Raw genomic sequence first — 24,331 nt, forward strand, 5'->3', positions numbered from 1 at the left:
TTCTCGATTTTCGGCTGGTCACCCGCCTTACCAAGCACGAGAATTCAGCGCTAAAATCTGGACGGGAGATCGATGGTCGCAGCGAATGTTACCGAAGAGCCTATGGCTCTTCGCGCCATATTGAAGACATACACCGCGCCTCAACACGCGCGACTGGATGAGCGACTCTCGCGTCTGGGTCTTGGATCCAGCGACGCTTATGCTGCTTTCCTTTCGGTCCAGTTCGCCGCTCGTGCGCCGATCGAGCGCTGGGCGCAGGATCATTGCTGTGCGGATTATCGCCCGCCGGCGATGGCTTCTCTCATTGCCGCCGACCTGAACGAGCTGGGGGCACCTCTCCCGCCCGAGTGCGATTTTGCGATGCCTGCGGGAGGTCACGACCTGGGGCTGGCCTGGGCACTGGGCGGCTCCGCCCTCGGCAATCGGGCCATGCTCGCCGAACGGCGCCGCGTTCAGGCGGATGGCCCTCAGCGATTCCTTTCAGATCGCAGTATGGCCAAGTTTTTCGCTTCGCTTCTTCCTCACCTGGAAGGGGGAAGCGAGGTGGCGGATGGCGCCGTGGCCGCGGCGCGCACGGTTTTTGAAACATTTCTCGCTGCGGCGGACGCACACGTCTACGAGGCCGCTGAATGAGTTCCGCCCCCGAATCGCTCGACCGCTCGGTCGACCTCAGTAATTGCGACCGTGAGCCAATCCACAAGCTTGGCGCCATTCAGGATTTCGGCGCACTTATAGCGGTAACCAGCGACTGGATGGTGGCGCACCGCTCCGCCAACACCGCGCAAATCCTCTCCGGAGGAGAGCAGGTCGAGGTCGGTATACCGCTCGACAGGGTCTTCGATTCCGAAGCGATGAAGGTCCTGCGCCGTGCGACATCTTTGCTGGTTGGCGACGACGATGTGGAACGGCTTTTCGCCATCGACCTCCTGGGCGGACGGGAGAAATTCGATTGCTCGCTTCACGCCACGGGCGATCTCGTCGTCCTTGAGATAGAACCAAGTTCACACGAAGGCTTCGACCGTCAGCTCAGAATGATCCAGCCGATCATGCGCCAGTTGGAGCCGGTCGACGATCTCGAGGAATTGTGCCGGATCGCCGCCGATCGGCTGAAGGACATGCTCGGTTTTGACCGGGTGATGGTTTATCGCTTCCATCCCGATGGCAGCGGCGACGTGATTGCCGAAGCGCGCGAAGATCACCTCGAGGCGTTTCTCGGCCTGCGGTATCCTCACACCGACATTCCCAAGCAGGCGCGGGCGCTCTATCTGCGCAACCGCTTTCGCATCATCAGCGATATCGAAGCGGACCCCGTACCGATCGAGCCGGAACAGGTCATGGGAGGCGGCGCGCTCGATCTGTCCATGAGCACGCTGCGCGCGGTTTCTCCGATACATATCGAGTATCTGCGCAACATGGGTGTTGGCGCGTCGCTCTCCATATCGATCATCGTCCGCGGCGAGTTGTGGGGCCTGTTCGCCTGCCATCATTATTCCGCCAAGGTTCTACCTTACTCGTTGCGCACGACCGCAGAGTTGTTCTCGGAACTGTTTTCTCTGATGGTGGAGCGTGTCTATGGGCGCGCGGAGGCTTCTTTCCTCGCGACCGGTCGCGAGATGCACGACAGGTTGATGCGTGCCGTGGCTGGCGGCAATTCGCTCGTCGGCAGCCTGCCGGAACTGCGCCCGATTATCCAGAGAGTCATCCCTCACGACGGCATCAGCGTGTACGTCGACGGGCATTATGACTCGCGGGGTTCAGCGCCCAATTCGGAAGAGTTCAGGGCTCTTATTCCGATGCTCAACGCGGCAGCTTCCAGTCGCGTTATCGCGACCGAATGTCTCACCGAACGCATTCCGCAGGCGGAGGTTTTTGCGGATCGCGCAGCGGGCGCGCTGATCATTCCGATCTCGCGCAGTCCGCGCGATTATTTCGTGCTGTGGCGCCGGGAGCTTCGCCAGGTTGTGACATGGGCCGGCAATCCGGTGAAATCGGTCGAAACAGGGCCGAATGGCGATCGGCTGACGCCGCGGAAAAGCTTCGAGGCGTGGCAGCAATCGGTAGAAGGCTGCGCGAAGGAGTGGTCTCCTACGGAGCGGCAGATCTCGGAAAGCCTGCGGGTCACGCTGCTCGAGGTCATCCTGAGGCTGACCGACGAGGCGGTTCAGGAGAGGGCGAAGGCGCAGCAACAGCAAGAATTGCTGATCAGCGAATTGAACCATCGCGTTCGCAACATTCTCAACCTGATCCGCGGTCTGATCAACCAGTCCAGGCACGAGGCCATCGATGTCGAGGCCTTCGCCAAATTGATCGGCGGCCGTATCAACGCCCTGGCTATCGCGCATGACAATATCACCCGCGAGAACTGGTCGCCGGCCTCTCTGGTCGACCTGATCCAGAGCGAGGCGGAAGCCTATGTTTCGGGGAAAATGGACCGGTTGATCATCAGCGGCGAAGAAGCGCTCGTCTCTCCCGAGGCCTATACCGTTCTCGCTCTGGTGTTTCATGAGATGATCACCAATTCGGTCAAATACGGTTCGCTATGCGATCGGTCCGGCACACTGGAAATCGACGTAAGATGCGATGAATCCGGTATGACGGTATTGTGGAAAGAGCGCGGGGGACCGCCGGTGAAACCCCCCGAGCGGCGCGGGTTCGGCACTACCATTATCGAAAAGTCGATTCCGTTCGAACTGAACGGACGGGCGCAGGTCGATTACAAACTGTCAGGCGTGGAGGCGGAATTCTGGATACCCGGCCGCTTCATCACCTGCCAACCAAATGGGGGCGCTCGCGAACGGCGTCGCAACGGCGGAGATAGAGCGCAAATGCAAGGTAAAATCGGCGTGAAGAATGTGCTCGTGGTCGAAGACAGCATGATCATCGCCATTGATACCGAAGAATGCCTGCTCGACCTGGGTGCGAAGGACGTGGCCGTTCAAGGGACGGTGGCAGGCGCGTTGAATGCGATCTCGGCCCAGCCCTTCGATCTCGCTCTGCTCGACTTTAATCTGGGCAATGAGTCGAGTGAGAAAATTGCGGAGGTTTTGCGCGAAAAGGGCGTGCCGTTTTGGCTGGCAACTGGATACGGAGAAATGTCCGAGCGGCTTGAGGAACTCGGCGCCCAGGGTCTTCTCGTTAAGCCATATGGCCGCGAGGAGTTGGCAAAGATGCTGAGGGATTACGCGGCCCGGGACGCAAGCTAGGCTCCAGAAACCAGCAGCGTGCGCAGCGCTGATTGGAAACCGACGGAGTCCAGAGACTCAGCTTCTCCGCATTCCCCGGCGGTTATGACGTCATCGCCGATCATGATTTCGCCTTCCAAGGGAAGCACCAGCACGGGCCCGGTGTGAAGTCGGGCCAGGTCGCCTTGCGGCGCCCCGCGACATTGCGAAAACCGGAAATGGGGGCCGTCGACCAGAACCTCGCTCGCCGATTTGTCCGTCTTGCGATGGAGCCGGGCGGGATAGGGTTCGCCTTTTGCGACCTTGAGCCCATCGTCGAGGTGAAGCTCCCGCGGTCGCCCGTAGTCGTAGAGGCGGTAGGTGATGTCGCTGTTCTGCTGCACTTCGACAAGCGTCAATCCGGGCCCGATGGCATGAACCGTCCCTGCGGGCAGGTAGAAGAAGTCCCCACTTTGCGCGGCGTGCCATTCCAGCAGATCCTCGATGGATCCATCTAGCGCAGCCGCCTTCATCTCGTCTTCGGAAACCGGTTTCTTGAAACCGATGGCCAGCTTGGCGTCCGCGTCCGCGTGGAGGATCAGCCAGCATTCCTCCTTGCCCGCTTCGCCGGTCGGGGCCTGATCATCCGAAGGATGGACCTGAACCGACAGCTTCTCGCTCGTGAAAAGATATTTGACCAGGATGTCCGAAAGACTGCTCGGCGGCTCGAACCAGATTTCTCCGATGGGCTCCTTGCCCGGGACAGTAAAAGGCTCTGGCAAGTCACACCGGCCCCAGACCTTTTCGACCGTCTTGGTTTCGAGTTTCATTGGCTCGTGGCTCCAGGCAATTTCCCCACGCTCTGCGCGCCTTCTCGGGAAGTGACCAAGACCTCGTCTCCATCGACTATCACGATGACGTTCTCCAATCCGACGACCGAGACGCGGAGGCGATCTGTTTCGACCATCACGTTGCGGCAATTCGCCAGATCGGCTGCGCCGCTCACGAAATTTCCCGATTCGTCGGTCTGGCGCGCGGTCATCAGGGCATCCCAATTGCCGATGTCCGACCAACCCATATCGGCAGCCACCATCGCTGCGCGATCGGTGTTTTCCATCACCGCATAGTCGACCGATTCCCCGCGGATTTCCGAAAACGGCTCGGCGGCCGGCTGCGTGCGCCAACCATTGCGAACGGCATCGCTCCAGGATCGCGAAACGAGATCGGCCATGCCCGGGCGATGGTGTGCGAGTTCGTCGAGAAATGCACCGGCACGAAACGCGAAAATGCCGCCGTTCCAGACATAATCGCCGCTCGCGAGAAACTGCTCCGCGGTTGCGAGATCGGGTTTTTCTACGAACTGGGCGACCGCGTGCCCGGCGCCAAGAGCCGGACCTTTGCGAATATAGCCATAGCCCGTCTCGGGAGCGACGGGGTGTATGCCGAAAGCAACCATGTAGTCTTCGCGCGCCAGTTCGACCGCATCTTCGACACCTTTTTCGAATGCGTCCCTGTTGGCGATATGGTGATCGCTGGGGCACACCAGCATGATGGCATCGCGAGGCAATGCATGTGCCGCCAGAGCAATGGCCGGTGCAGTATTCTTCGCTTCCGGCTCGACGATGAGCGTCGAGCCGTCGATTTGAGCAGCCTGCTCCTCGATCAAGGGGCAGTGGTCCGACCCGGCCACGATCGTCGGAGCAGCGAAGCGGTTGGGATCGGATGTGCGGTCCAGACTCTGCTGGAAAAGCGTCCGTTCTCCAAGAAGCGGCAGAAAGGGTTTTGGCTTCTTTTTGCGGCTACGGGGCCATAACCGCGTTCCGCTTCCGCCGCATAGCACAACTGGATGAATCAGGCTCATTATCGATTCAATACGCGCAGGCCAGACATGGTATCCAGCGCTAATTTCTGAACCATTCCTGCCGCCATCCATAGGTGGCAGGGACGGGATTGCCGGCACTGTCCGTTGCGGGCCGAAAGCGGAACCTTTCCACGGCAAGCCGACAGACGATATGGTCTGCGACAGGATCTCCGCTCGGCCGCAGGACGCGGCAATTGCTGGCCCGGCCATCGGTCCTCACGGTCATTGCGACGGTGACCGCCGTGCCAAACCGGGCCTGACGACCGCCAGGGGGAACGGGAAAGTCCGAAGCCGAATTGATGTCGCCAGCAATCTTGACAGGCTTGGTCACGGCCAAGCCGCCCTGGCCCCCGCCACCACGTCCGCTACCCGTACCCGAGCCGTTACCCGCGGCGCCCGTTCCCTCTCCGCTCTGTGTCGCACCCGAAGTATTGGCGGATCCGGTGGAGGACGCGCGGGGGAGAGGCTTTTCGGGTTTGATCGGTATCTTGGGTGAAGGCGCCGTTACCGGCTGTGGAACCGCCTCGCGCCCCGGATCGCCCGCCGCGCCCTCGTCGGGTTCCGGCTGGTTTTCAGGCGGCGGCGGAGGAGGGGGCGCCGTCACCGTGACGCTGAATGTCGAAAGTACCGTGCGCTCTATGCCGGCGACAGCGTCCGGAGCAAAAATCCTTATCAAGCCGTAGAATGCGACGACATGGGCAATGACGATCGCGGCTAGCACCCATCCATTGGGCCATCGGCGCGTGGCCGCAAAATTACTGCCCGTCCTGCTCATGCGCCTGAAAACGTCCCTGCCTCACTGGGCGTTCCACAAACGAAAAACGGCGGCCCCTGGGGACCGCCGTTTCCGTCTTAACCCAAGAATTCGATCAGAACTTCAGACGAACGCCGACGCGGACGCCGTACAAGGACTGGCGTACCTGAGGAGCTTCATTCGGGCTCAGGACATTGCTGTAGCGATACTGGGCACATGGCTGCGAGCTCGAGGAGTTTGCCGTTGCAGCGGTCCCCGTTGGGGTCGCCGTCGCGAGGCAGGCAACGCGCACGACCGCCGCGTTGTATGGGAACTGCACCTGACGCAGAGCCCCCCAATCACTGTCGATCAGGTTTAGCACGTTCTCGATGTCGGCAAAGAGCTCGAGATTAGGCCGCGATCCCAGCACGCTTGGCAATGGGACCTCTTGTCCGAAGTGGAGATCGACTTTGAAGAAATCCGGCGAAGTCTGATCGTTTTTTGGAACGATCGAACCTCGGTATTTTTCAAGTCCGAGTTCCGAAACAAGATTTTCAAACGCGGCTTGGCTCGCTGCGCTGTCAAAGCTCACCAGCGGATCGTTGGCACCGGTCGGAACATAAAGTAACATGTTTCCGAGATTTCCGACTGTCCCAAAGACGGCACCGCGTCCACCCGAGTTATCGAGCATGGTCGTCGAGTACGGACGGCCCGAACGATATTCGCCGAACAAGCCGATATTGGTGTTGGCCTCGCCGAAGAATGCTCGGTTGAAATTCATTCCGAATTTGTACTGATCGCGGAATTCATAGATCGAGCGACCATATTCGGGGAAGTTCGGATCCACAAAGGCATTGTTGCCGTAGTTTGAAGAGGAGGTGGAACTGGTCAGAGACGCGCGGTCCTTTACATCGGAGCGAGTGTAGCTGCCGAAGATACCAAGCCCGAAGTCCCAATCCTTGGCAAAGCGGACAGTACCAAAATAGCCGCGCCCGTCGCTGGTGTTGGTAAGCAACAGGTCCCGGTTGGTGGTGGCCGCTCCGCCCTGCGGGCCATATTTCGGACGCCCATCGGGAAGAGTTCCGATCTGTACCGACCTCAAGTCCGTCCAGACATAAGCGTCCACTGTTTTGTCGTAGAGGAACTGAACGCCAAAGAGCCAGCCATCGCCGAGAAAGCCCAGATCGGCCTCATAATCGGCGGAAAGCGATGCTTTCATCTTGTTGGCAATGTCGAGATCAGGATCAATTGCATCCGTCGGGGCGGCCGCGAGACTGGCGGTGTTGGTGGTGAGGAAATTAACCACCGACGCCGGAATTGCGCCCGTCACATTGTCTAGGACCGAACAAAGCCCGTTGGCGGCGCAGTTTGCACGAGTAATATCAACGGCATTCGTAAGCTGGCCCGTGTTCGAATACACGTTCGAGAGGAAAACATCCGGTGTGCCGCCACCGAAGATACCGATGCCCCCACGGATAACCAACCGGTCGGTGGCTTCCAAATTAAACGCGGCGCGCGGTTGGAACAGGCCACGACCCTTGAAAGTCTCGCGATTGCTGAAACCGTTACGGGCCAAGAAGTTCGCATTGAGCGGCGGAAGTACGTTATTGTCAAACAGGTCGTAACGAACACCAGCGATGAGCTGAAGTCGGTCCGAAAGCTGCCATTCTCCCTGAACGCCAACGGTGTAGTTCTCGGTCGAGAATTCGGCGGCAGCATCGTTTGGATCGTTTGAGGGGACTGCATTGGCGTAGCGCAACCGGTTGGCGCGTCCTGCTTGGTAATCTGCCAGCGAGTCGAAGTAGAAATCACCCAGAGAGCGCTGGAGGAACAGATTGAAGACGTCGACCTTGGTGTAGCCCGCGAGGAATTTGATCTGCGCGTCGCCGAACTCCGCACGTGCGGTTAGGTCGATCGAGAGGTTCTCGGTATTCAATTGGTTCGACTGGCGGCTGACATCCGGACCGAAGAAGAGGCGCGTCCCGTTACAGCTGGTTGCCGAGCCAGCGGAAGCCCCGTCGGTGCAGACCTCGAACTGCGGAAAATCGCGACCGCCGAAAGGCGTCTGATCGCGGTTGTAATCGCGATAGCTGGCGCGCAACGTGGTCGAGAAAGTATTCGACCAGGTAGAGTTCAACTCGAACGCGCCAGAGTTGATTTCCTCGTTCAGCTCGTAACCATTCGACTGGTAACCCAGCGCGAAAGGAGCGTTGATGAAAGTGTTCTGCTGAAACTGGTTGGTGCCCACGTTGCGGATGTAAGTCAGCGAGGCGCGGTGATCGTCCGAGATATTGAGGTCGATCTTAGCAGTGAATTTCTCATCCTCTTCATTGGCGTTAGCGATAAAGCCAAGCGTGTCGTAACCATACTTGCTCTGAGCAGTCGCCGTAACCGAATCGATTACGCCTTGCGTAAGCCCAGGGACCTGATTGCCAAAGCCCGGCCCAAAGCCGTTGTCGAAAGGAGAAGATTCCTTCGTCCGTTCATAGGCCGCCATAAAGAACAGGCGGTCTGGAACGATAGGACCGGTCACCCAACCGCCATATTGGTCCGAAGAAAAATCGAGCGAGGTCGTGTTGCCCCGGCTCGTGTTACCGGTCAAACCATCGCCGGTGTACGAGTAGAAGCCGCCGCCATGGAAGCGATTGCCGCCTGATTTAAGCACGACGTTGATCGCGCCGCCTTGAAGATCGCCCTCCGAAATATCGTAGGGAGCCACCTTGACCGTGAACTGATCGATCGCGTCAAAAGGCACAGGGCCGCGATTGGTCGGCAGGCCACCATTGTTCAAGCCGAAGTCATCGGAGAGCTGGATACCATCGACGCTGAAGCGGTTTAAACGGCCGTTGTTGCCCGCGATCTCGATAGCCCGGCTGTTGGTGAGATCGAGGGAAACCAGTGGATCACGACGAGCCAAATCGCGGATGTCGCGGTTAAGGGATGCGGTGTTATCAATATCCTCGGAAGTGAGTAGCGTCGTTGGACCATCGGCGGCGGAAAGGCGCGTCTGAATGGCCGATCCGGTCACCACGATGACATTGGCTTCTCGGACAACGATAGGCAGCCGCAAAGGCTGACCCGCTTGAAGAAAAATATCCGAAACGGTCGTCAATTCGTATGTAGGCGCATCCACGGTCACTTCAAAGGGGCCACCGATGCGAAGCCCATTAAGGGCGAAATTGCCGCTGGCGTCGGTCTGCGCCTGAGCAGTGGTTCCCGATGGTTGGTGGACCGCGGTCACGATTGCGCCGGCAACTGGCGCGCCATCGTCTGTAGCAACCTGACCACGAATGGCTGACGAGGTTTCCTGCGCCATCAGTGGGGTCGGATTGACAATGGTCGTGGCGGAGAGGCTGACCACGGACGCGGCCAGCAGATATTTAATTTTCATGGGACTGCCCCTCGAGTTGACGGCGAATTCTGCGAAGACAAACCGGGTTTACCGGCACGCGTTGCCCCAAGCGATGCAAATGTGACGGTAATGTTACGCTGTTGCGGCTTGCTGACTCGGTTTTTGCTGCATCTGCGTCAACGCATTGATCTACAAGCAATAATTAGGTGTTGCAGACGCGCAACAGGATTCAGAATTGTGTCACAGCGAGTTTTCTAAACCAGATTGATTTCCCGCAGCCGTTGCTGGAGGAATTCGTGACTCGATATGGGTGCGGGATGTTCCCCAGGGCGGTTCGGGTCCAGGCAGCTTTCCAGCGTCTCGATCGTGAAGTCGGGGCGGAAGTGCAGGAAGAAGGGCATGGAATAGCGGGCGCGATAGGCTGCCTCGCCCACGGGATTGACCACGCGATGGGTGGTGGAGCGGAGCTTGCCGTTGGTCAGGCGATCCAGCATGTCGCCGATGTTCACCACCAGCGCGCCTTCCGGAACCTCGATCGCCTTCCATTCGCCCGCGGCGGTCAGCAGTTCTAGGCCCGCTTCCTCCGCCCCCAGCAGCAGCGTGATCGTGTTGATATCGCCATGGGCGGCGGCGCGGATGGCGCCTTCCGCACGCGAATCGGTGAGCGGCGGATAATGAAGCAGGCGCATCACCGAATTGCCGTCTTCCACGGTCGCGGCGAACCATTCGCGCGGCAGGTCGAGGTGGAGGGCAATCGCCTCCAGCACGCGCCCTCCCGCCTGTTCGAAGGCTGAATACAAGGCGCTGAAGGTCGCCCGAAAGCCCTCGACCTCGCTTGGCCAGACGTTGGGCTGCATGTATTTCTGGAGGTCGTGCCCCTCCGGCAGTTCGCGCCCCACGTGCCAGAATTCCTTGAGGTCGAAGACTTCGGCGTCCTTGGCTTTCTCTATGCCGAAGGGGGTATATCCCCGGGCGCCGCCGCCGCCTTCGATCTTGTACGCTTTCTTGGCGTCTTCCGGCAGCGCGAAGAATTCACGCGAGAGCGATTCGGCCCGATCGATCAGATCCTGCGGAATGCCGTGATCGCGGATGACCGCGAAACCGTACTCCTCGAAGCTCTTGCCCAGTTCCTGAGCGATGGTTTCGAGGGGCTGGGCGAGCGATACGGAGGCGATGTCGGACATGACCCGCCTTTAATATGGGAGAAACAGTCCCGCCAGAGCCGCGCTCATCAAATTTGCGAGGCTGCCAGCGGCCAATGCCCGGATCCCGAGCCTGGCGATGACCGGCCGCTGGTTGGGCGCAAGACCGCCGGTGACCGCCATCTGGATGGCGATGGAACTGAAATTGGCGAAACCGCACAGCGCGAAGGTCACGATCGCCCGGCTTCTTTCGGACAGGGCGGCTTCGCTCAGCTGACCCAGCTCGATGAAGGCGACGAATTCATTGAGAACCACCTTGGTGCCGAACAGCCCACCCGCCGTGATCGCCTGATCCCAGGGGATGCCGAGCAGATACATGACGGGCGCGAACACCCATCCGAACACCATCTGGAACGAGAGTTCGGGATAACCGAACAGTCCACCAAGCGCGCCGAACAGCCCGTTGGCCAAGGCAACCAGTGCGACGAAGGCAAGCACCATCGCCCCCACCGCGACGGCGAGTTTCACACCGGTCTGCGCACCCTGAGCCGCCGCCTCGATCACATTGGCGGGGCGATGGCCTTCCTCGAAGGTTTCGGAAACCTCGCGCGGCTGGCCGGCCTCGACCAGCGCGGCTGGTCCTTCCGCGCTTATGCGCGCCTCCGGGAGCGAAAGCTTGCCCTCGGCTTCGGGTGAGGGTTCGGTCTCGTCCGGCATGATGATCTTGGCCATCAGGATACCCCCGGGCGCCGACATGAAGGCCGCCGCCAGCAGGAAGGGCAGATATTCCGCCCCGAGCAGCCCGGCATAAGCAGCCAGAATCGTACCCGCGACCCCGGCCATGCCCACGCTCATGAGGGTGAACAGGCGGCTCGGGCTGAGTTCGGCCAGATAGGGCCTCACGACCAGCGGGCTTTCCGATTGCCCCACGAAGATGTTGGCCGCGGCGCTGAGCGATTCGACGCGGCTGATGCCGGTCACCCAGCCGATGGCGCCGCCCACCCAGCGCACGACCCGCTGCATGACGCCGAGATAATAAAGGATCGAGACCAGCGAAGCAAAGAAGACAATCACCGGCAAGGCGCCCAGCGCAAAGGTATTGGCGAGCGGATTGTCCGCACCGAACAGGAACTGGGTTCCCTGGTCGGCATAGGAAAGCAGCGCCGCGACCGCATCGGACATGGAACGGATAACGAAGCGCCCGCCGCTCGTGGCCAGGACCAGGAAGGCCATCAGGGCCTGAAGCGCGAAAGCCGCCGCCACGATTCTGATCCGGATGCGCCGCTTCCCGACCGAAAGAACGAATGCGATCGCGAGAATCGCGAGAATGCCCAGGAGGTTTGCAAGCACGGGCGGCATCTATTGTCCTTTTTGAAAGGCCCACGTGGGGGATAAGCGCGAAGGTGTCTTGCCGTTTGCGCCGCCGCCGTCAATTTGGGGTGGCACTTCCATCCCCGCCGCGTGAGCTTTGCCGATGCCCGAAACCGACCAAACCCACGCAAGCGCGTTGACAGTGCCACGTGGCCTGTTCGTCTACCTGCTGCTTTACGGCGGAATGACCGTGCTGGCGGGCGTTCTGGCGTTCAAGCAGGTGCGGCTGTGGCCTTCCGACCTTGCGGTCGAATCGGGAATCTTCGCCTTTCTCATCCTGGTGGTGATTTCGAGCACCATCGCGCAGCTTTATGGCCGCGCCATCGCCAACCGCCTGGTCTGGTGGGGATTCGTGCCATTGTTGGTGGCATCGGTGCTGATGGCGCTCGTGCTCAGACTGCCCCCGTCGGTCGAAATGGCGCAGTTTCGCGCGGATGATCTGGTGGCGTTCGAACGCGTGCACTCCATGCTGTGGCGCATCTGGATGGCCGGTCCGGCAGCCTATATCGTGTCGCTGCTGCTCAACGTGTGGATCTTCTCACGCTTGCGCGGCGCGAACGATGGGGGCGGGACCATATCGCTGATGATCCGGGGAGCGGTCGCCAGTGCGCTGAGCCAGGCGCTGGATTCGGTGATCTTCATCACTCTGGCCTTTTACGGCGAATTCGACATCACCGATCTTCTTATCGGGCAGGTCATTGCGAAGGTTGCCTTGAGCTTCGTTTTGGTGCCCTTCCTTATCACCGGGGGCGTCTGGCTGGCACGCAAGCTCGACCGCGCCTAAACGGTTCTGACGCCATCAAGCAGGCGTTGATCCACGTGATCGCCATGAAGCACCGAGACATCGCCCGTGGTCTCCAGAACGACCGCCCGAACCCGCGATGTGTCCAGGGCGTTTGCCTCGCGCAGTTTGGCCCAGACGTCGCTTTCGGCGGTGCGCGTGGCCTTCAGCGCAGCAGGACAGATTTCCCCGTCACGCATGAGAAAGATCGGCGTGTTCTGCATCGCGCTTTCCAGACGATCCGAAGCTTTGCGAAGTTTCGCGGCCGTGAACTGGGCGAGAAAGAGACCTGCCATGGCGACCATGGGTTGCGCGAACTTCTGCCAGCTGTCGGCTTGCGACGCGCCAGCCAGCAGGCTGCCCAGCGCGACGGTCATGACGAAGTCGAAGCTGGACATCTTGGATAGCGACCGCAGGCCGTTGATCCGGACGAGCACGACGATCCAGACGAGTGCGACTGCCGAAAGCACGAGGCCACGGCACAGGATATCCAGCATTGGATTGGAGAAAAACATCGGATTTGCTTTCGGTGGCTAGCCTCGAGCTTTACCACCCTGGCCGGACGCGGCAACGGCTGGTCGGTCGGATGCAATGGATGTTAGCCGGCGGTGGATGGCCTGCCGGGCGCCATGGTCGAAGCCGGGTGGCCGCGGCGCGGAGCCGTTTGCCAGCCAAATATGGGAAAGCGTGGTGAGCCCTGCTGGGTTCGAACCAGCGACCTACTGATTAAAAGTCAGTTGCTCTACCGACTGAGCTAAGGGCCCGACCACGGCAGCGCCCCTAGGCAGGGGGCGCCGGGCGGTCAAGCGGGCGTGCAATTGTCTGACGGTAAGTCCGCTGTCAGCGTCCCGCCATTCCGGGGCAATTCGCGATGCGGGCCCCAAGACGAAATCGCGAATCGCGAAGGATGGATGGGGGATCGCGAGGTCGCGATCGTCCCACACCCCGCCGCTCCACAGGATGATATCGAGATCCAGGGGGCGGGCCCGCCACGGCTGGCCGCGGCGCCTGCGCCCGAAGGAACGTTCGATCTCCTGCAGCGCGGCGAGGAACCGGGGCGGGTCCAGATCGCAAGAGACGATGGCGGCGGCATTGGCGAAGCGCCTGTGTGACGGGCCGATCGGCACGGTGTCGAGCGTTGGCGACACGCATTCGAGCGCCAGTCCCGCAGCCTGCATCGCGTCAACGGCAGCGCCGAGAACCTTTCGCGGCCCACCAACGCCCGGAACGCGCATGTTCGAGCCCAGCGCGACAAGATAGCGCTGCGTCAGATGTCCTCGCAAAGTCGCCCGTAAAGCTGCGGCCGCCGGTCGCGGAAGAATCCCATGCCGGCGCGGTGCATCGCGGCGCGGTCGAGGTCCACGGTCGCGGTAAGCACGCCGTGATCATCCTTGCCGAAGAGTGCCAGATCGTCCCCCCACTCGTCGCAGATAAAACTGTGGCCGTAAAAACTCTGGGCCCGGTCGGCCGGCCCTTCGTGGCCGATCCGATTCGCGGCCGCCACCGGCATGCAGTTCGACACGGCGTGCCCGATCATCGCGCGCCGCCACATGCGGCTGGTGTCGAGGTCGGCATCATAGGGTTCCGAGCCGATGGCAGTCGGATAGAGCAGCACCTCGGCCCCCTTCAGCGCCATCGCGCGGGCGCATTCGGGATACCACTGGTCCCAGCAGATCCCCACGCCCACCTTGGCTCCGAAAACGTCCCAGACCTTGAACCCGTCGTTGCCCGGCCGGAAGTAATACTTCTCCTCGTATCCCGGCCCATCCGGGATGTGGCTCTTTCGATAGGTGCCCATGATCGCGCCGTCCGGGCCGATCATGGCGAGGGTGTTGTAGTAGTGATGGCCGTCACGCTCGAAGAAGCTCGTCGGTATCGCGACGCCGAACTTCTTGGCGAGGGCCTGCATGGCCACGACGCTGGGATGATCCGCCGTAGGCCGGGCCAGCGCGAACAGCGATTCGTCTTCCTCCCGGCAGAAATATTCGCCGCTGAACAATTCGGGCGGGAGGATGAGTTGCGCGCCGGCACCTGCCGCCTCTTCGACCAAGTCGCTAACGGCGGCGATATTATCGGCCTCGTCTTCACGGGCGAGCGCGAGCTGGAGGACGGAGAGGGTGAGCGAACGCATGCAGGATCGCTTATTTCGGGCGAAGGGCGAAGTCCACCGAGACGGCAACCCTGCTCGTCGTCTGGCCGGGCATGATGCGGTTGCCGCCGCTGGCATCTGCGGACGCCTGCTCAGTCATCGCTATTGGCGGGGGCGGGGCCGTGGGTATGGGCGCGCCGGGGATGTAGCGATTGCCTTGCCCGCCTCCGCCATCGCGAATGGTCAGCACGCGCGAAATTTCCATTCCCGCTGCCTCGGCATAGGCATCCGCGCGCGCGCGGGCGGCCTTGAACGCTTCGCCGTAAGCCGCGTTGGCCGCCTTTTCGCTGTCCGAAATGCGCAGATCGGGCCCGGACAGCACATTGGCGCCGGCCTCAGTCGCCGCGGTCACGGCCGCGCCTGCGCGATCGATGTTCCTGACCGTGACGGCTACGACATTGCTGGCCTGAAATTCGCCCTTGTGCGGCCCCCAATCCAGCTTGCGGATGCCGACCGTGCGCGTCTGGATATCCTTTTCGGGTATGCCGGCTTGCTTCAGAGCCGTCAGGACTTCGTCGATATCGCGCGTATTGGCCTCGCTCGCCGTGCTTGCCGTGCGCGCCCAGCTGTCGATGCCGACCTGAAAGAAGGCCTCGTCGGGCCGGACTTCGCTCTCGCCCGTCGCGCTGACGGACAGCAGCGTTTCATCATGGTCCACGCCGCGCGGATCGTAAGGCTTGTCGGCGCAGGCCGTCAGCGCCAACGATCCGGCGACGAGCAGCAAGGCAGTGGTCTTCATCAACGCTCTCCCAGGTCCGCATCGGTGCGAACCTGGGATAATTGTCGAGTGCGTCGGTGAATGCGGGCTTAAAAGCCTGCGGTCACGCGCGCTTGCGGAACAGCAGGGTCATCCTGTCGCTTTCGCCGATCGCACGCTTGCTCTCATCATTGCCCCGCATGCTAGGGGGAAGCTGCCAAACCCCATCTTCGTGATCCGCGGTATCCTTGGGATTAGCGTTGATCTCGCTTTCGGCCACCAGTTCGAACCCATGGGCTTCCACCAGCGCCACGACATCCTTCTGTCGCAGATAGCCTTTGCCCCCGGTGGTGTAGCTGCCCGGAGCATCCGCCTTGGCACGATGCTGCACGATGCCGAGCATGCCATCGTCCTTGAGCGCCGAACGGATCCGCATCAGCTCCGTATACAGCGCGCCGGAGCGGAGGATATTGTGCATTTCGCGGAATATCAGGACCCGGTCGAGCTGTCCGTTCATCGCTTCGGGCAGATCGCCGGAAGCATAGACCGCGATCGGCGCACCATCGAGCGCCCAGGTCTTCGATTCTTCGCTGAACTTGCCGGGAAGCCCGGTGAAATACTCCGCAAAGCGCGGAGCGTCGGCTGCGGCAGGGTCGGGCGAGAGCCCGATGTAGCGGCCCTGGGTGCCCAGATATGGCACCAGGATGCGCGTGTAATATCCGCCGGCCGGCATGTAATCCGCAACGGTCATGCCCGGCTCGACCTTGAAGAAGTCGAGCGTCTCAGCCGGATGGCGCCACATGTCGCGCGCCTTGTCCTCGCTGCGGATTTCAGCCTGAAGCGCTTGCGCAATGGGTTGATGCGCGGCGGCTTCCATGTGGTGGTCGGCCGCTGCGGGTGCGGCGGTTCCCAGCGCGAGCACGGCCAGGGCCATTGCGGTCGTCTTACGGTTCATCAGTCTTTCTCCCGGTTTTCTCTTCGACTCCGATCATGGGCGATGTTTATGACATTGGCGCATCATCCGCCGTCGGAAAACGAGCGGTATCCGATCGCGATGTTGCCGGCCATCGGGATCGTGCACGACATCGTCAGTGCATCGCTACCCCGCGACCGGACTCGCCGCCACTCTATCGACTGAGCCACCAATGACAATTGCTGTTCGGCTTCCTATCTCTCCCGGCAAAGGAGACCAGCATGAGTGAGACCCGTACCGCGATCCTGGCCGGAGGATGTTTCTGGTGCACCGAGGCGGTCATGAACGATGTCATCGGCGTGAAGTCCGTTCAAAGCGGATATATCGGCGGTGACAAGCCGCATCCCACCTACAAGGAGGTATGCAGTGGGCAAACGGGCCATGCGGAGGCAGTGAAGGTCGAATTCGACCCCGATGCGATTTCGCTGGCCGATCTGCTGGATGTGTTCATGGGCACCCACGATCCGACCCAGCTCAACCGGCAGGGAAACGATGTCGGGACGCAGTACCGCAGCGCGATTTTTCTTGTCGACGAGCAGCAGCGCGAGGCTGCGCAGGACGCTATCGAGAGCTGGAATGCCGATCATCCCGGCGAACGCGCGGTGACCGCCGTGGAGGGACCTGCCGAATGGTATCCCGCGGAGGATTATCATCAGGAGTACTGGGGGGGCGAAGGGCAGCGCAATCCGTATTGCCAGGCTACCATCCCACCCAAGCTGATGAAATTGCGCAAGAGCTTCCAGAAATATCTGAAAGACTAGGGCGCCCGCCAGCGTGCGATGAAAAATCCGTCTAGGCCGCCTGCCTCCGGCAGCATGCCGGGGTCGGTGCGCAGCCAGCCTTCGGACGTGGGCGCCAAACCTGCAGGCAATTCGTCCTGCGCAATCGGAGCGGGCGGCAAGGGAACGCCTTCTGCCCGGTCCTCGCCCTCCTCGCGCTCGAGAGAGCAGGTCGCATAGACCAGCGTGCCGCCCGGCTTGAGCCAGCCGGCGGCACGTTCCAGCAGCGCGGCCTGTAACTCCGCCATTTCCTCGATCAGGCGTGGACCGACGCGGTGAAGCACGTCGGGGTGGCGGCGAGCGGTGCCCGTGGCGGTGCAGGGTGCGTCGAGGAGGATTGCGTCGAACCGATGCTTGGGCTCCCAATTGAGCGCGTCGGCGCGCAAGGGCGCAGCCTTGAGCGAGGTTCTGTTCAGATTATCCTTCAGGAGGTCGAGGCGCCGCTTCGAGATATCGAGCGCGGTGACCTGCCAACCTTGGGCGGCCAATTGCAAGGTCTTCCCACCCGGCGCGGCACACAGGTCGAGCGCATGTCTCCCCTCGCCGGAGCCGAGCAGGCGGGCAGGCAGCGATGCGGCGAGATCCTGCACCCACCAGGCGCCGTCGGCATAGCCGGGCAGGGTTTCGACGGCGGCGCCGCGCGGGAGGCGCAAGTGACCGGGCGCGAGGCTGTCGGCGGACAGTCGGCTAGCCCAAAGCGCTGTTTCTGATGGGTCTTTCAAGGTCAGATCGAGTAGCGGAAGATTGGCCAGACCAGCCGCTATCGCGTGCGACCGATCGCCCCACCGCGCCGCGACGGCGGGGGGCAAGGTCGGGGCCGAAGGCAGCGTGACCGATTGTTTCGTGAGGGTAGAATAGACACCATGGGCGAGCCGGCGTGGCCCGGCGGATAGCAGTTCGAGCCCGGTGGCGAGCACCGCGTGGGGCGGCGTATCCAGCCTGAGCCATTGGGAAAGCATCAGTCTCAGGACCATCCGTGCCTTGGCATCGGGCGGAAGCACGCGCGCTGTCGCGCTGTCTATCAAGGCGTCGAGATCGGTCAGCCAGCGCAGGGTTTCGGATGCGATGGCGCGGGCAAGCGCCCTGTCTTCCGGCTTGCGGACATCGGCGGTGGCCCCGCCAAGCGCTTGATCCAGCGTCTCCCCCCGGCGCAGAACTGCATCGAGAAGGCGCAGCGCGGCCCGCCGCGCGTGGAAACCGGAAGGTGTGGGCATGATGCGCCCGCCCCTAGCCCGGCTTGAAACCCTTAGCCAGTCTGAGGCATTGTGAGCATATGACCGAAGATATCGATCAGCCCCGTGAACGCACCCCGGATGGCCACGAGGCCTTTCGGAAGCCCAGCTATTGGTCGAATGAATCGCCCCCCGAACCAAGCAAAGGGGCGAGCGATGAAGACGACCCCCAGGGTCTCAGCCCGACCCGCTATGGCGACTGGACGATCAAGGGCATCGCGGTCGATTTCTGAGCACCGGTCCCGCGCCGCGTCTGGCGCATCGTTAGAGGGGCCGGAGTGAAATCCGCAGCCCGTCCTTCGGTTTGGGAATGGGCCATGCCTGCCATTCCGGCTCGTAGCCTTCGGCCATCTCGATCCGATAACGGGTCAGAAGGTGCGCCATCAGGATTTTGATCTGCATATAGGCGAAATGCAGGCCCAGGCACATATGCGCGCCTCCGCCGAAGGGCACCCACGCATATTTGTGCCGCGCCTTCTCTGCCTCGCGGGTGAAACGCATCGGGTCGAACCGGTCGGGATCGGGCCAGATGTCTTCCAGCCAGTGCGTCGCGCCCGGGCTTACCGAAACCTGCGTGCCCGCCGGGATCGTGTATCCGCCGAATTCGAACGCGCGCAGCGCCCGGCGCGGGATCGAAGGCACCGGGGGCATGAACCGGAGCGCTTCCTTGAACGCCATTTCGGTAATGTCGAGCTCGCCAAGCTGCTCGTAGCTCACGAAACCATCGTCGCCGCCCGTCGCCGCGCGCACTTCCTGCCGGATTTTCTCCTGCCATTCGGGGTTCAGGGCGAGTTGATAGACCATCGTCGTGGCGGACGAGGTGATCGTGTCGTGCGCGGCCATCATGAGGAAGATCATGTGGTCGACCACTTCCTGCACGCTCAGCAATTCGCCATCTTCGCGGGTCGCGCGCGCAAACTGGCTGAACATGTCCTGCCCGCCGCCGCTTTCGCGCCGCCGCACGGTTTCCCTGCCGAACCAGTCCACCAGATAGCGGCGGCCCTTCACCCCGCGGCCCATCTGCGTGAAGGGCAGGGGCTTGCGGATGGGCGCGACCGAGGCCTGGACCATGTCGACGAAGGCCTGGTTGATCTTCGCCGCCTCCTCGCCCAGCGGCAGGTCGATGAAGCTGTCCGCCGCCAGATCGAGCGTGAGTTGCTTGATCGCGGGGTAGAATTCCATCGCCCCGGCGCCCCATTCTTCGACCCGCTGCGCGATGCCGCGATTGAGGCTGTCGGCATAATGCCGCATCGGCCCCGGCTTGAACGCGATCGACAGCGCTCGCCGGTCCATCTTGTGATGGTCGAAATCCAGCAGCATCAGTCCGCGCGGGAACAGCTGGTCGAGAACCGGGCCCCAGCCATGTTCGCTGGAGAACAGCTTTTCCCGGTCGAAGAGGACGAGCTCGTTCGCCTCCGGCCCGATCAGGGAAACGGTGTAGTATCCGAAGCTGTTGACCTTGTAGATCCGGCCATAGCGATCCAGCATGTTGCGCGAGAACCGCGGCGGATCGCTGAGGATGGCAAGTGTCGCGCCTATCACCGGGAGGCCATCGGCCCCCGGAATATGGTCGAGCGCACTCGCCGGCGGACGCTTTGTCGTGGGCGTGAATTCGCCGGCAGTATGCGGATTTGGCAACGTGGCCATGGCTCTCTCCCTTGCTTACCGCAGTGTAAGTAAGCTGGGCAGGGAGGTCCAGTAAGCAAATGTACGCCGTCTCCCCTCCGGCGCGGGGGAGGGTTAGCCTGTCAGATCCAGCCCGCCAGCTCGCGGCGCATGAGGGTTCCCAGCATTCCCATCCCCGCCTCGCCGGTGTTGAGGCAGTCCAGCACGGCGAAGTGCTCGCCCCCGGCTTCCACGAATTGCTCGCGCCCGCGCAGAGCCAGTTCCTCCAGCGTTTCGAGGCAATCGGCAGAAAAGCCCGGCGCCGCGATGGCCAGGCGGCGGGTGCCGTCTTTCGCAAGCTGCTCCAGCGTGGCGTCGGTTGCCGGCTCCAGCCACTGCGCCGGGCCGAAGCGGCTCTGGAAGCTGGTGACGAAGCGCAGGGAAGCGCCGGTGCGGCTTTCGGCCATTTCCGCCTCCAGCAAACGCGCGGTCTTGCGGCAGTGGCAATGGTAGGGATCGCCCAGCTCCAGCGTCCGCTTGGGCATGCCGTGGAAGCTCAGCAGGAGCACCTCGGGCGCGAAATCCAGCGCCTCGATCTGGCGTTCCAGGTCGTTGGCCAGCGCCTGAATATAGACAGGATCGTCATGATAGGGCGGCAGAGTGCGCAGGGCCGGCTGCCAGCGCTTGTCGCGCAACCAGTCACCCGCCGCATCCACGGCGGTCGCGGTGGTGGCGGCGCAATATTGCGGATAGAGCGGCGCGAACAGGATGCGATCGCATCCGGCAGCGAACAGTGCCTCGAGCCGGTCGGCAATGGAGGGTGCGCCATAGCGCATGGCCCAATCCACCATCACCTCCTCCCCCAGGCGCGCCTGCAATCCCGCAGCCTGCCCCTTGGTGATCGCGGCGAGCGGCGATCCGTCCTCGGTCCAGACCTGCGCATAGGCATGCGCGCTCTTTTTGGGGCGCGTGTTGAGGATGATGCCGCGCAGGATCGGCTGCCAGATCAGCTGGGGTATTTCGATGACCCGGCGATCGGAGAGAAATTCGCCCAGATAGCGGCGCACCGCCCCCGTTTCCGGCGCGGCGGGGGTGCCCAGATTGACCAGCAGCAGGCCGATCCGGCCGCTCTTTACCGGGGTGTGATCGGGGGGAAGTTTCTGTTCCTGCCAGGTCATGCGGGCGTGCTTTCGATAAGGGGAAGGGTCCTGATACGGCGCCCTGTGGCGGCGAACAGCGCGTTTGCGATGGCGGGCGGGGCGGCGGCGACGCCCAGTTCACCGGGATCGAAGGACGGGGCCTGACTGGCGACGAATTCCACGATAACCTCAGGCGCGGTGGCGAGCGTGGGGAGCCCGAGCCCCCCGAACCCGGCGGGACGCGGCTGGCCCCCCTCCCACACAGGGCTCTGTCCGGCGGCCAGTCCGACGCCGAATAGCAGTCCGCCCTCGATCTGCTGGCGCGCGATGTCGAGATTCACGATCCGGCCGATGTCCACGACCGCGGTCAGGCGATCCACACGCAGCCCGCCTTCGGCGGCGCGCGCCTTGGCGACGCAGGCTATGTGGCCACCGCCGCTCGCATTGCCGCTGTCCTCCATGCGGACCAGAGCCAGCCCTTGCCCGCTGCCCGCGCTGCCGCCGTCCCATTCCGCCAGCCGCCCGGCGCGTTGCAGGATCGCGGCGAGGCGCGGCTCGCGGCCCAGTTGCTCCAGCCGGTACAACAGCGGATCGCGCCCCACCCGCGCGGCCAGCTCGTCCATGAAGGTTTCGATGGCGAAGGCGGTGTAGGCGGGCGAATTGCCGCGCAGCCGCGCTGTCGGCAGCGGCAGCGTGACCGGGATATGCTCCACCGCAACGTTCGGGATCGGATAGCACGGCACGGCGCCTTCGCAGGCGAGCGGGTCGACCAAGCCCGATGCCGCCTCGATCGCGGCTTCGGGCGTCGCATTGTCGAACAGGCGCGCGCCGAATTCGCGCGTGGTGGCGGGGCAGGCGATTCGCGCCTGCCAGGCAATTGGCAACGCGGAGGCCGGATCGAGCTTGGCGGTAATCGCGATGGCTACCGGTGTGCGCGGGGGCAGGGCCTTGGCCTCTTCGCCGCGCGGCCAGGTGAGCTGGACCGGTCGCCCCAGCACCTTTGCGAGCTGCGCGGCCTCGATAGCCTGCTGCTTTTCCAGCCGCGCGTCGAAGCTGCCGCCGGCGGGAACGGGGTAGAATTCCACCTTGGAAGAGGAGATGCCCACGGCTGCTGCGGCCGCATCGCGCGCCGCGGTCGGCGCCTGGCTGGCGACCCACAGTTCCAGCCGGCCGTCCGCGAAGCGCGCCGTGGCACTGGTCGGCTCCAGCGCGGCGTGGATAGCGGGGGAGATGCGGGTGGTGGCGGTGAATACGGCATCGCCGTCGGCCAGCGCGGCGGCGGTATCGCCCCGCGTATAGATGACCTCCCCCGAATTCTGCGCCGCCTGAGAGAGCTGGTCCATCAGCGGCGCGCTGTCCAGGCTGTCCGCCCCCTTGAAACGCGGGTTCATCGCGGAGAGCGCGCGGTCCGCCTGCCACCACGAATCGGCGGCAACCGCGATCCAGCGCTTGGATTTCACGACGCCGCGCACGCCCCTGATGCGGGCCGCCGCGTCCGCATCGAAGCTATCGAGCAGCGGCAGGCCCACCGGGCCGTGGCGGATGGAGGCGTGTAGCATGCCGGGGAGGCGCACATCGCCCGCGAAGATCATGCTGCCATCCACCTTGGCCGGCAGGTCCAGCCGGGGGTAGACCAGCGGGGCGTCGCCGCCTTCGGGCCCCGGGATCTCCGCCGGATCCTCGGGGCGCAGCGGCGGGGGATCGGGCGGGCTCATGGCCGCCGCCTCCTGCGCCAGTTCGCCGAAGGTGGCGCGGTTGTTTCCCTGCATCACGATGCCACCCTGGACCTCGCACTCCTCCCACCGCACGCCCCAGCGCTCCGCCGCGGCCATGGCCAGCATCGCCCGGGCCGTCGCCCCGGCTTCGCGCGCGGGCAATTCATAAGCCGCGAGGGTGGTGCCGTCCGCCGTCGCACCGAAGGCATTGCGGTGGGCGAAGCGCTCGATCAGGAAATCGTCCGCCTCTGCGCCAAGCGAAGGCAGCGGATTCCACAGGCTTTCCCATCTTGCGGCCAGCACCGCATTAGGCTGCGCTCCGTTTGGCGGTACGGGCAGAACCGCGATCTGGCGCCAGTCCGCGCCCATTTCACCTGCGACCAGCTGGGGCAGCAGGGTGGTGACGCCCTGTCCCATCTCAAGCTGGGGGACCGCGACGGTAATCACCCCGTCCCGCCCCACGGTCAGCCAGGCGCCGAAGCCGTATTCTCCTTCGCCGGGCTGCAGAATGCCGGAATAGGTGCGCGGCCACAGAACCCAGGCGACCGCCAGTCCGCCCGCTACCGCGGCCCCCGCCAGCAGCTTGCGCCGTGTGAGGCCGGAGCCGCTAGCCGAGCCGGGGTGCGGGCTCACGCGTTCGCGGCGAGCCATGCCTGCACCTTGCGGGCGATGGCATGGAAGGGCTCCGCCACCGCAGCGTCATCCGATGCCGCCGGGGGTTTTCCCGCATCGCCGCTTTCGCGAATCGCCAGTGCCAGCGGGATCCGGCCGAGGAACGGCAACTCCAGCCGCTCGGCCGCAGCCTCCACCCCGCCTGCGCCAAAGGGATCCGACATCTGGCCGCAATGGGGGCAGACATAGCCCGCCATGTTCTCGATCAGGCCGACGATCGGCACGCCCGACTGGTCGAACAGCTGTCCGGCGCGGGCGGCATCGATCAGCGCAAGGTCCTGCGGCGTGGAGACCAGGATCGCGCCGGCGGGCTTGTGCTTCTGGATCATGGTCAGCTGCACGTCACCGGTGCCCGGCGGCATGTCCACCACCAGCAGCTCGGTATCGCCCCAGTCGGCATCGACAAGCTGGCTCAGCGCACCCGCCGTCATCGGACCGCGCCAGGCGATCGCCTTGCCCGGCGGCACGATCTGGCCCATCGACAATACCGGCACGCCCGATGGGGTGGGGACCGGGATCAACTGCTTCTCGGTCGCCTCTGGCCTGATGCCTTCCACGCCCATGATGGTGGGCTGGGAAGGGCCGTAGATGTCGGCATCCACCAGCCCGACCCTGGTTCCGCTGTGGGCGAGCGCGATGGCGAGATTCGCCGCCAGGGTGGATTTGCCGACGCCGCCCTTGCCCGATCCCACCGCCAGGATGCGGCGCGGCTTCTTTTCGGCTGTCATGACCACGCGGACCTCGGAAACGCCGGGCCTCGCCCCCACCAGATCCTTCAGCGCCTGCTCCAGTTCGCCGCGTGCGCGCGTGTCCAGACCGGCCACATCCACCACCAGTCCGGCCACGCTGCCGGAGCGGCGAGCGGAGGTGATGCGGGTGGCAATTGCCGCGGGCAGAGTGCCCACCAGTTCGGCGTCGATGGCCTTGTCGTTCATGGGTGAGGCGGGTGGCGCATGAAAAAGCGCCCCG

General features: G+C 63.2%; 21 protein-coding genes and 1 tRNA gene. 5 read left to right on the top strand and 17 right to left on the bottom strand.

The window, feature by feature from the left end; all coding sequences use genetic code 11:
• Positions 1-72 precede the first annotated feature (72 nt).
• A complete protein-coding gene (locus ACFDTG_RS00555; protein WP_375289125.1) occupies positions 73-633 on the top strand; it encodes a biliverdin-producing heme oxygenase in 561 nt (186 codons plus the stop codon).
• Positions 630-3,203: an HWE histidine kinase domain-containing protein gene (locus ACFDTG_RS00560; RefSeq protein ID WP_375289126.1), complete on the top strand. Its 2,574-nt coding sequence runs from the start codon at positions 630-632 to the stop codon at positions 3,201-3,203. Before ACFDTG_RS00555 ends, ACFDTG_RS00560 begins: the two co-directional genes overlap by 4 nt.
• Here ACFDTG_RS00560 and ACFDTG_RS00565 read toward each other — a convergent pair.
• From ACFDTG_RS00565 to ACFDTG_RS00590, 6 genes are all read right to left on the bottom strand, one after another.
• Positions 3,200-3,991 (bottom strand): class I mannose-6-phosphate isomerase, encoded by a 792-nt coding sequence (locus tag ACFDTG_RS00565; RefSeq protein ID WP_375289127.1) that lies wholly within the window; start codon positions 3,989-3,991, stop codon positions 3,200-3,202. The genes ACFDTG_RS00560 and ACFDTG_RS00565 overlap by 4 nt on opposite strands.
• On the bottom strand, positions 3,988-5,022 hold the full coding sequence (locus ACFDTG_RS00570) for a mannose-1-phosphate guanylyltransferase (protein ID WP_375289128.1): 1,035 nt from the start codon (positions 5,020-5,022) through the stop codon (positions 3,988-3,990). The genes ACFDTG_RS00565 and ACFDTG_RS00570 overlap by 4 nt, the downstream gene beginning before the upstream one ends.
• A gap of 40 nt (positions 5,023-5,062) precedes the next feature.
• Positions 5,063-5,797 carry an energy transducer TonB gene (locus tag ACFDTG_RS00575; protein ID WP_375289129.1) on the bottom strand — a complete coding sequence of 245 codons (735 nt, stop codon included), beginning with the start codon at positions 5,795-5,797 and terminating at the stop codon, positions 5,063-5,065.
• Between the two features lie 94 nt (positions 5,798-5,891).
• Positions 5,892-9,146: a TonB-dependent receptor domain-containing protein gene (locus tag ACFDTG_RS00580; protein ID WP_375289130.1), complete on the bottom strand. Its 3,255-nt coding sequence runs from the start codon at positions 9,144-9,146 to the stop codon at positions 5,892-5,894.
• A gap of 215 nt (positions 9,147-9,361) precedes the next feature.
• A complete protein-coding gene (locus ACFDTG_RS00585) occupies positions 9,362-10,291 on the bottom strand; it encodes an isopenicillin N synthase family dioxygenase (protein WP_375289131.1) in 930 nt (309 codons plus the stop codon).
• A gap of 9 nt (positions 10,292-10,300) precedes the next feature.
• The gene (locus tag ACFDTG_RS00590; RefSeq protein WP_375289132.1) at positions 10,301-11,608 is read right to left on the bottom strand and encodes a NupC/NupG family nucleoside CNT transporter; all 1,308 of its coding nucleotides are present in this window, start codon (positions 11,606-11,608) and stop codon (positions 10,301-10,303) included.
• Positions 11,609-11,723: 115 nt separating this feature from the next.
• Between ACFDTG_RS00590 and ACFDTG_RS00595 the strand changes: the two genes are divergently transcribed.
• Positions 11,724-12,404 carry a queuosine precursor transporter gene (locus ACFDTG_RS00595; RefSeq protein WP_375289133.1) on the top strand — a complete coding sequence of 227 codons (681 nt, stop codon included), beginning with the start codon at positions 11,724-11,726 and terminating at the stop codon, positions 12,402-12,404.
• Here ACFDTG_RS00595 and ACFDTG_RS00600 read toward each other — a convergent pair.
• The 6 genes from ACFDTG_RS00600 to ACFDTG_RS00625 all read right to left on the bottom strand — a co-directional run bounded on the left by ACFDTG_RS00600 (position 12,401) and on the right by ACFDTG_RS00625 (position 16,202).
• Entirely contained in the window at positions 12,401-12,898 is a 498-nt protein-coding gene (locus ACFDTG_RS00600) for a DUF421 domain-containing protein (RefSeq protein ID WP_375289134.1), read from the bottom strand. The genes ACFDTG_RS00595 and ACFDTG_RS00600 overlap by 4 nt on opposite strands.
• Positions 12,899-13,089: 191 nt before the next feature.
• Positions 13,090-13,165: transfer RNA gene (locus tag ACFDTG_RS00605), tRNA-Lys, on the bottom strand.
• The gene (folK, locus tag ACFDTG_RS00610; protein ID WP_375289167.1) at positions 13,121-13,636 is read right to left on the bottom strand and encodes a 2-amino-4-hydroxy-6-hydroxymethyldihydropteridine diphosphokinase; all 516 of its coding nucleotides are present in this window, start codon (positions 13,634-13,636) and stop codon (positions 13,121-13,123) included. The genes ACFDTG_RS00605 and folK overlap by 45 nt, the downstream gene beginning before the upstream one ends.
• 32 nt (positions 13,637-13,668) lie before the next feature.
• Positions 13,669-14,532: an N-carbamoylputrescine amidase gene (gene aguB / locus ACFDTG_RS00615; protein ID WP_375289135.1), complete on the bottom strand. Its 864-nt coding sequence runs from the start codon at positions 14,530-14,532 to the stop codon at positions 13,669-13,671.
• Between the two features lie 10 nt (positions 14,533-14,542).
• Positions 14,543-15,289 (bottom strand): SIMPL domain-containing protein, encoded by a 747-nt coding sequence (locus ACFDTG_RS00620; RefSeq protein WP_375289136.1) that lies wholly within the window; start codon positions 15,287-15,289, stop codon positions 14,543-14,545.
• 82 nt (positions 15,290-15,371) lie between these two features.
• Complete coding sequence (locus ACFDTG_RS00625; protein ID WP_375289137.1) at positions 15,372-16,202, bottom strand: class I SAM-dependent methyltransferase; 831 nt, start codon at positions 16,200-16,202, stop codon at positions 15,372-15,374.
• A gap of 239 nt (positions 16,203-16,441) precedes the next feature.
• Here ACFDTG_RS00625 and msrA point away from each other — a divergent pair, with 239 nt between their 5' ends.
• Positions 16,442-16,981 carry a peptide-methionine (S)-S-oxide reductase MsrA gene (gene msrA / locus ACFDTG_RS00630; protein ID WP_375289138.1) on the top strand — a complete coding sequence of 180 codons (540 nt, stop codon included), beginning with the start codon at positions 16,442-16,444 and terminating at the stop codon, positions 16,979-16,981.
• Here the strand turns inward: msrA and ACFDTG_RS00635 are convergent.
• On the bottom strand, positions 16,978-18,213 hold the full coding sequence (locus ACFDTG_RS00635) for an RsmB/NOP family class I SAM-dependent RNA methyltransferase (RefSeq protein ID WP_375289139.1): 1,236 nt from the start codon (positions 18,211-18,213) through the stop codon (positions 16,978-16,980). The two genes, msrA and ACFDTG_RS00635, sit on opposite strands and share 4 nt — an antisense overlap.
• 59 nt (positions 18,214-18,272) lie before the next feature.
• Here ACFDTG_RS00635 and ACFDTG_RS00640 point away from each other — a divergent pair, with 59 nt between their 5' ends.
• On the top strand, positions 18,273-18,464 hold the full coding sequence (locus tag ACFDTG_RS00640) for a DUF1674 domain-containing protein (RefSeq protein WP_375289140.1): 192 nt from the start codon (positions 18,273-18,275) through the stop codon (positions 18,462-18,464).
• Positions 18,465-18,495: 31 nt separating this feature from the next.
• Here ACFDTG_RS00640 and ACFDTG_RS00645 read toward each other — a convergent pair whose 3' ends face one another.
• From ACFDTG_RS00645 to ACFDTG_RS00660, 4 genes are all read right to left on the bottom strand, one after another.
• On the bottom strand, positions 18,496-19,878 hold the full coding sequence (locus ACFDTG_RS00645; RefSeq protein WP_375289141.1) for a cytochrome P450: 1,383 nt from the start codon (positions 19,876-19,878) through the stop codon (positions 18,496-18,498).
• Between the two features lie 101 nt (positions 19,879-19,979).
• On the bottom strand, positions 19,980-21,014 hold the full coding sequence (gene hemH, locus ACFDTG_RS00650; protein WP_375289142.1) for a ferrochelatase: 1,035 nt from the start codon (positions 21,012-21,014) through the stop codon (positions 19,980-19,982).
• Positions 21,011-23,341, bottom strand: coding sequence for a xanthine dehydrogenase family protein molybdopterin-binding subunit (locus tag ACFDTG_RS00655; RefSeq protein WP_375289143.1), 2,331 nt, complete (start codon positions 23,339-23,341; stop codon positions 21,011-21,013). Before ACFDTG_RS00655 ends, hemH begins: the two co-directional genes overlap by 4 nt.
• Positions 23,320-24,297, bottom strand: coding sequence for an Mrp/NBP35 family ATP-binding protein (locus ACFDTG_RS00660; protein WP_375289144.1), 978 nt, complete (start codon positions 24,295-24,297; stop codon positions 23,320-23,322). The genes ACFDTG_RS00655 and ACFDTG_RS00660 overlap by 22 nt, the downstream gene beginning before the upstream one ends.
• Between the last annotated feature and the right edge of the window lie 34 nt (positions 24,298-24,331).

The organism is Qipengyuania sp. (assembly GCF_042095715.1).
In the GTDB taxonomy this organism is placed as follows: Bacteria; Pseudomonadota; Alphaproteobacteria; order Sphingomonadales; family Sphingomonadaceae; genus Qipengyuania.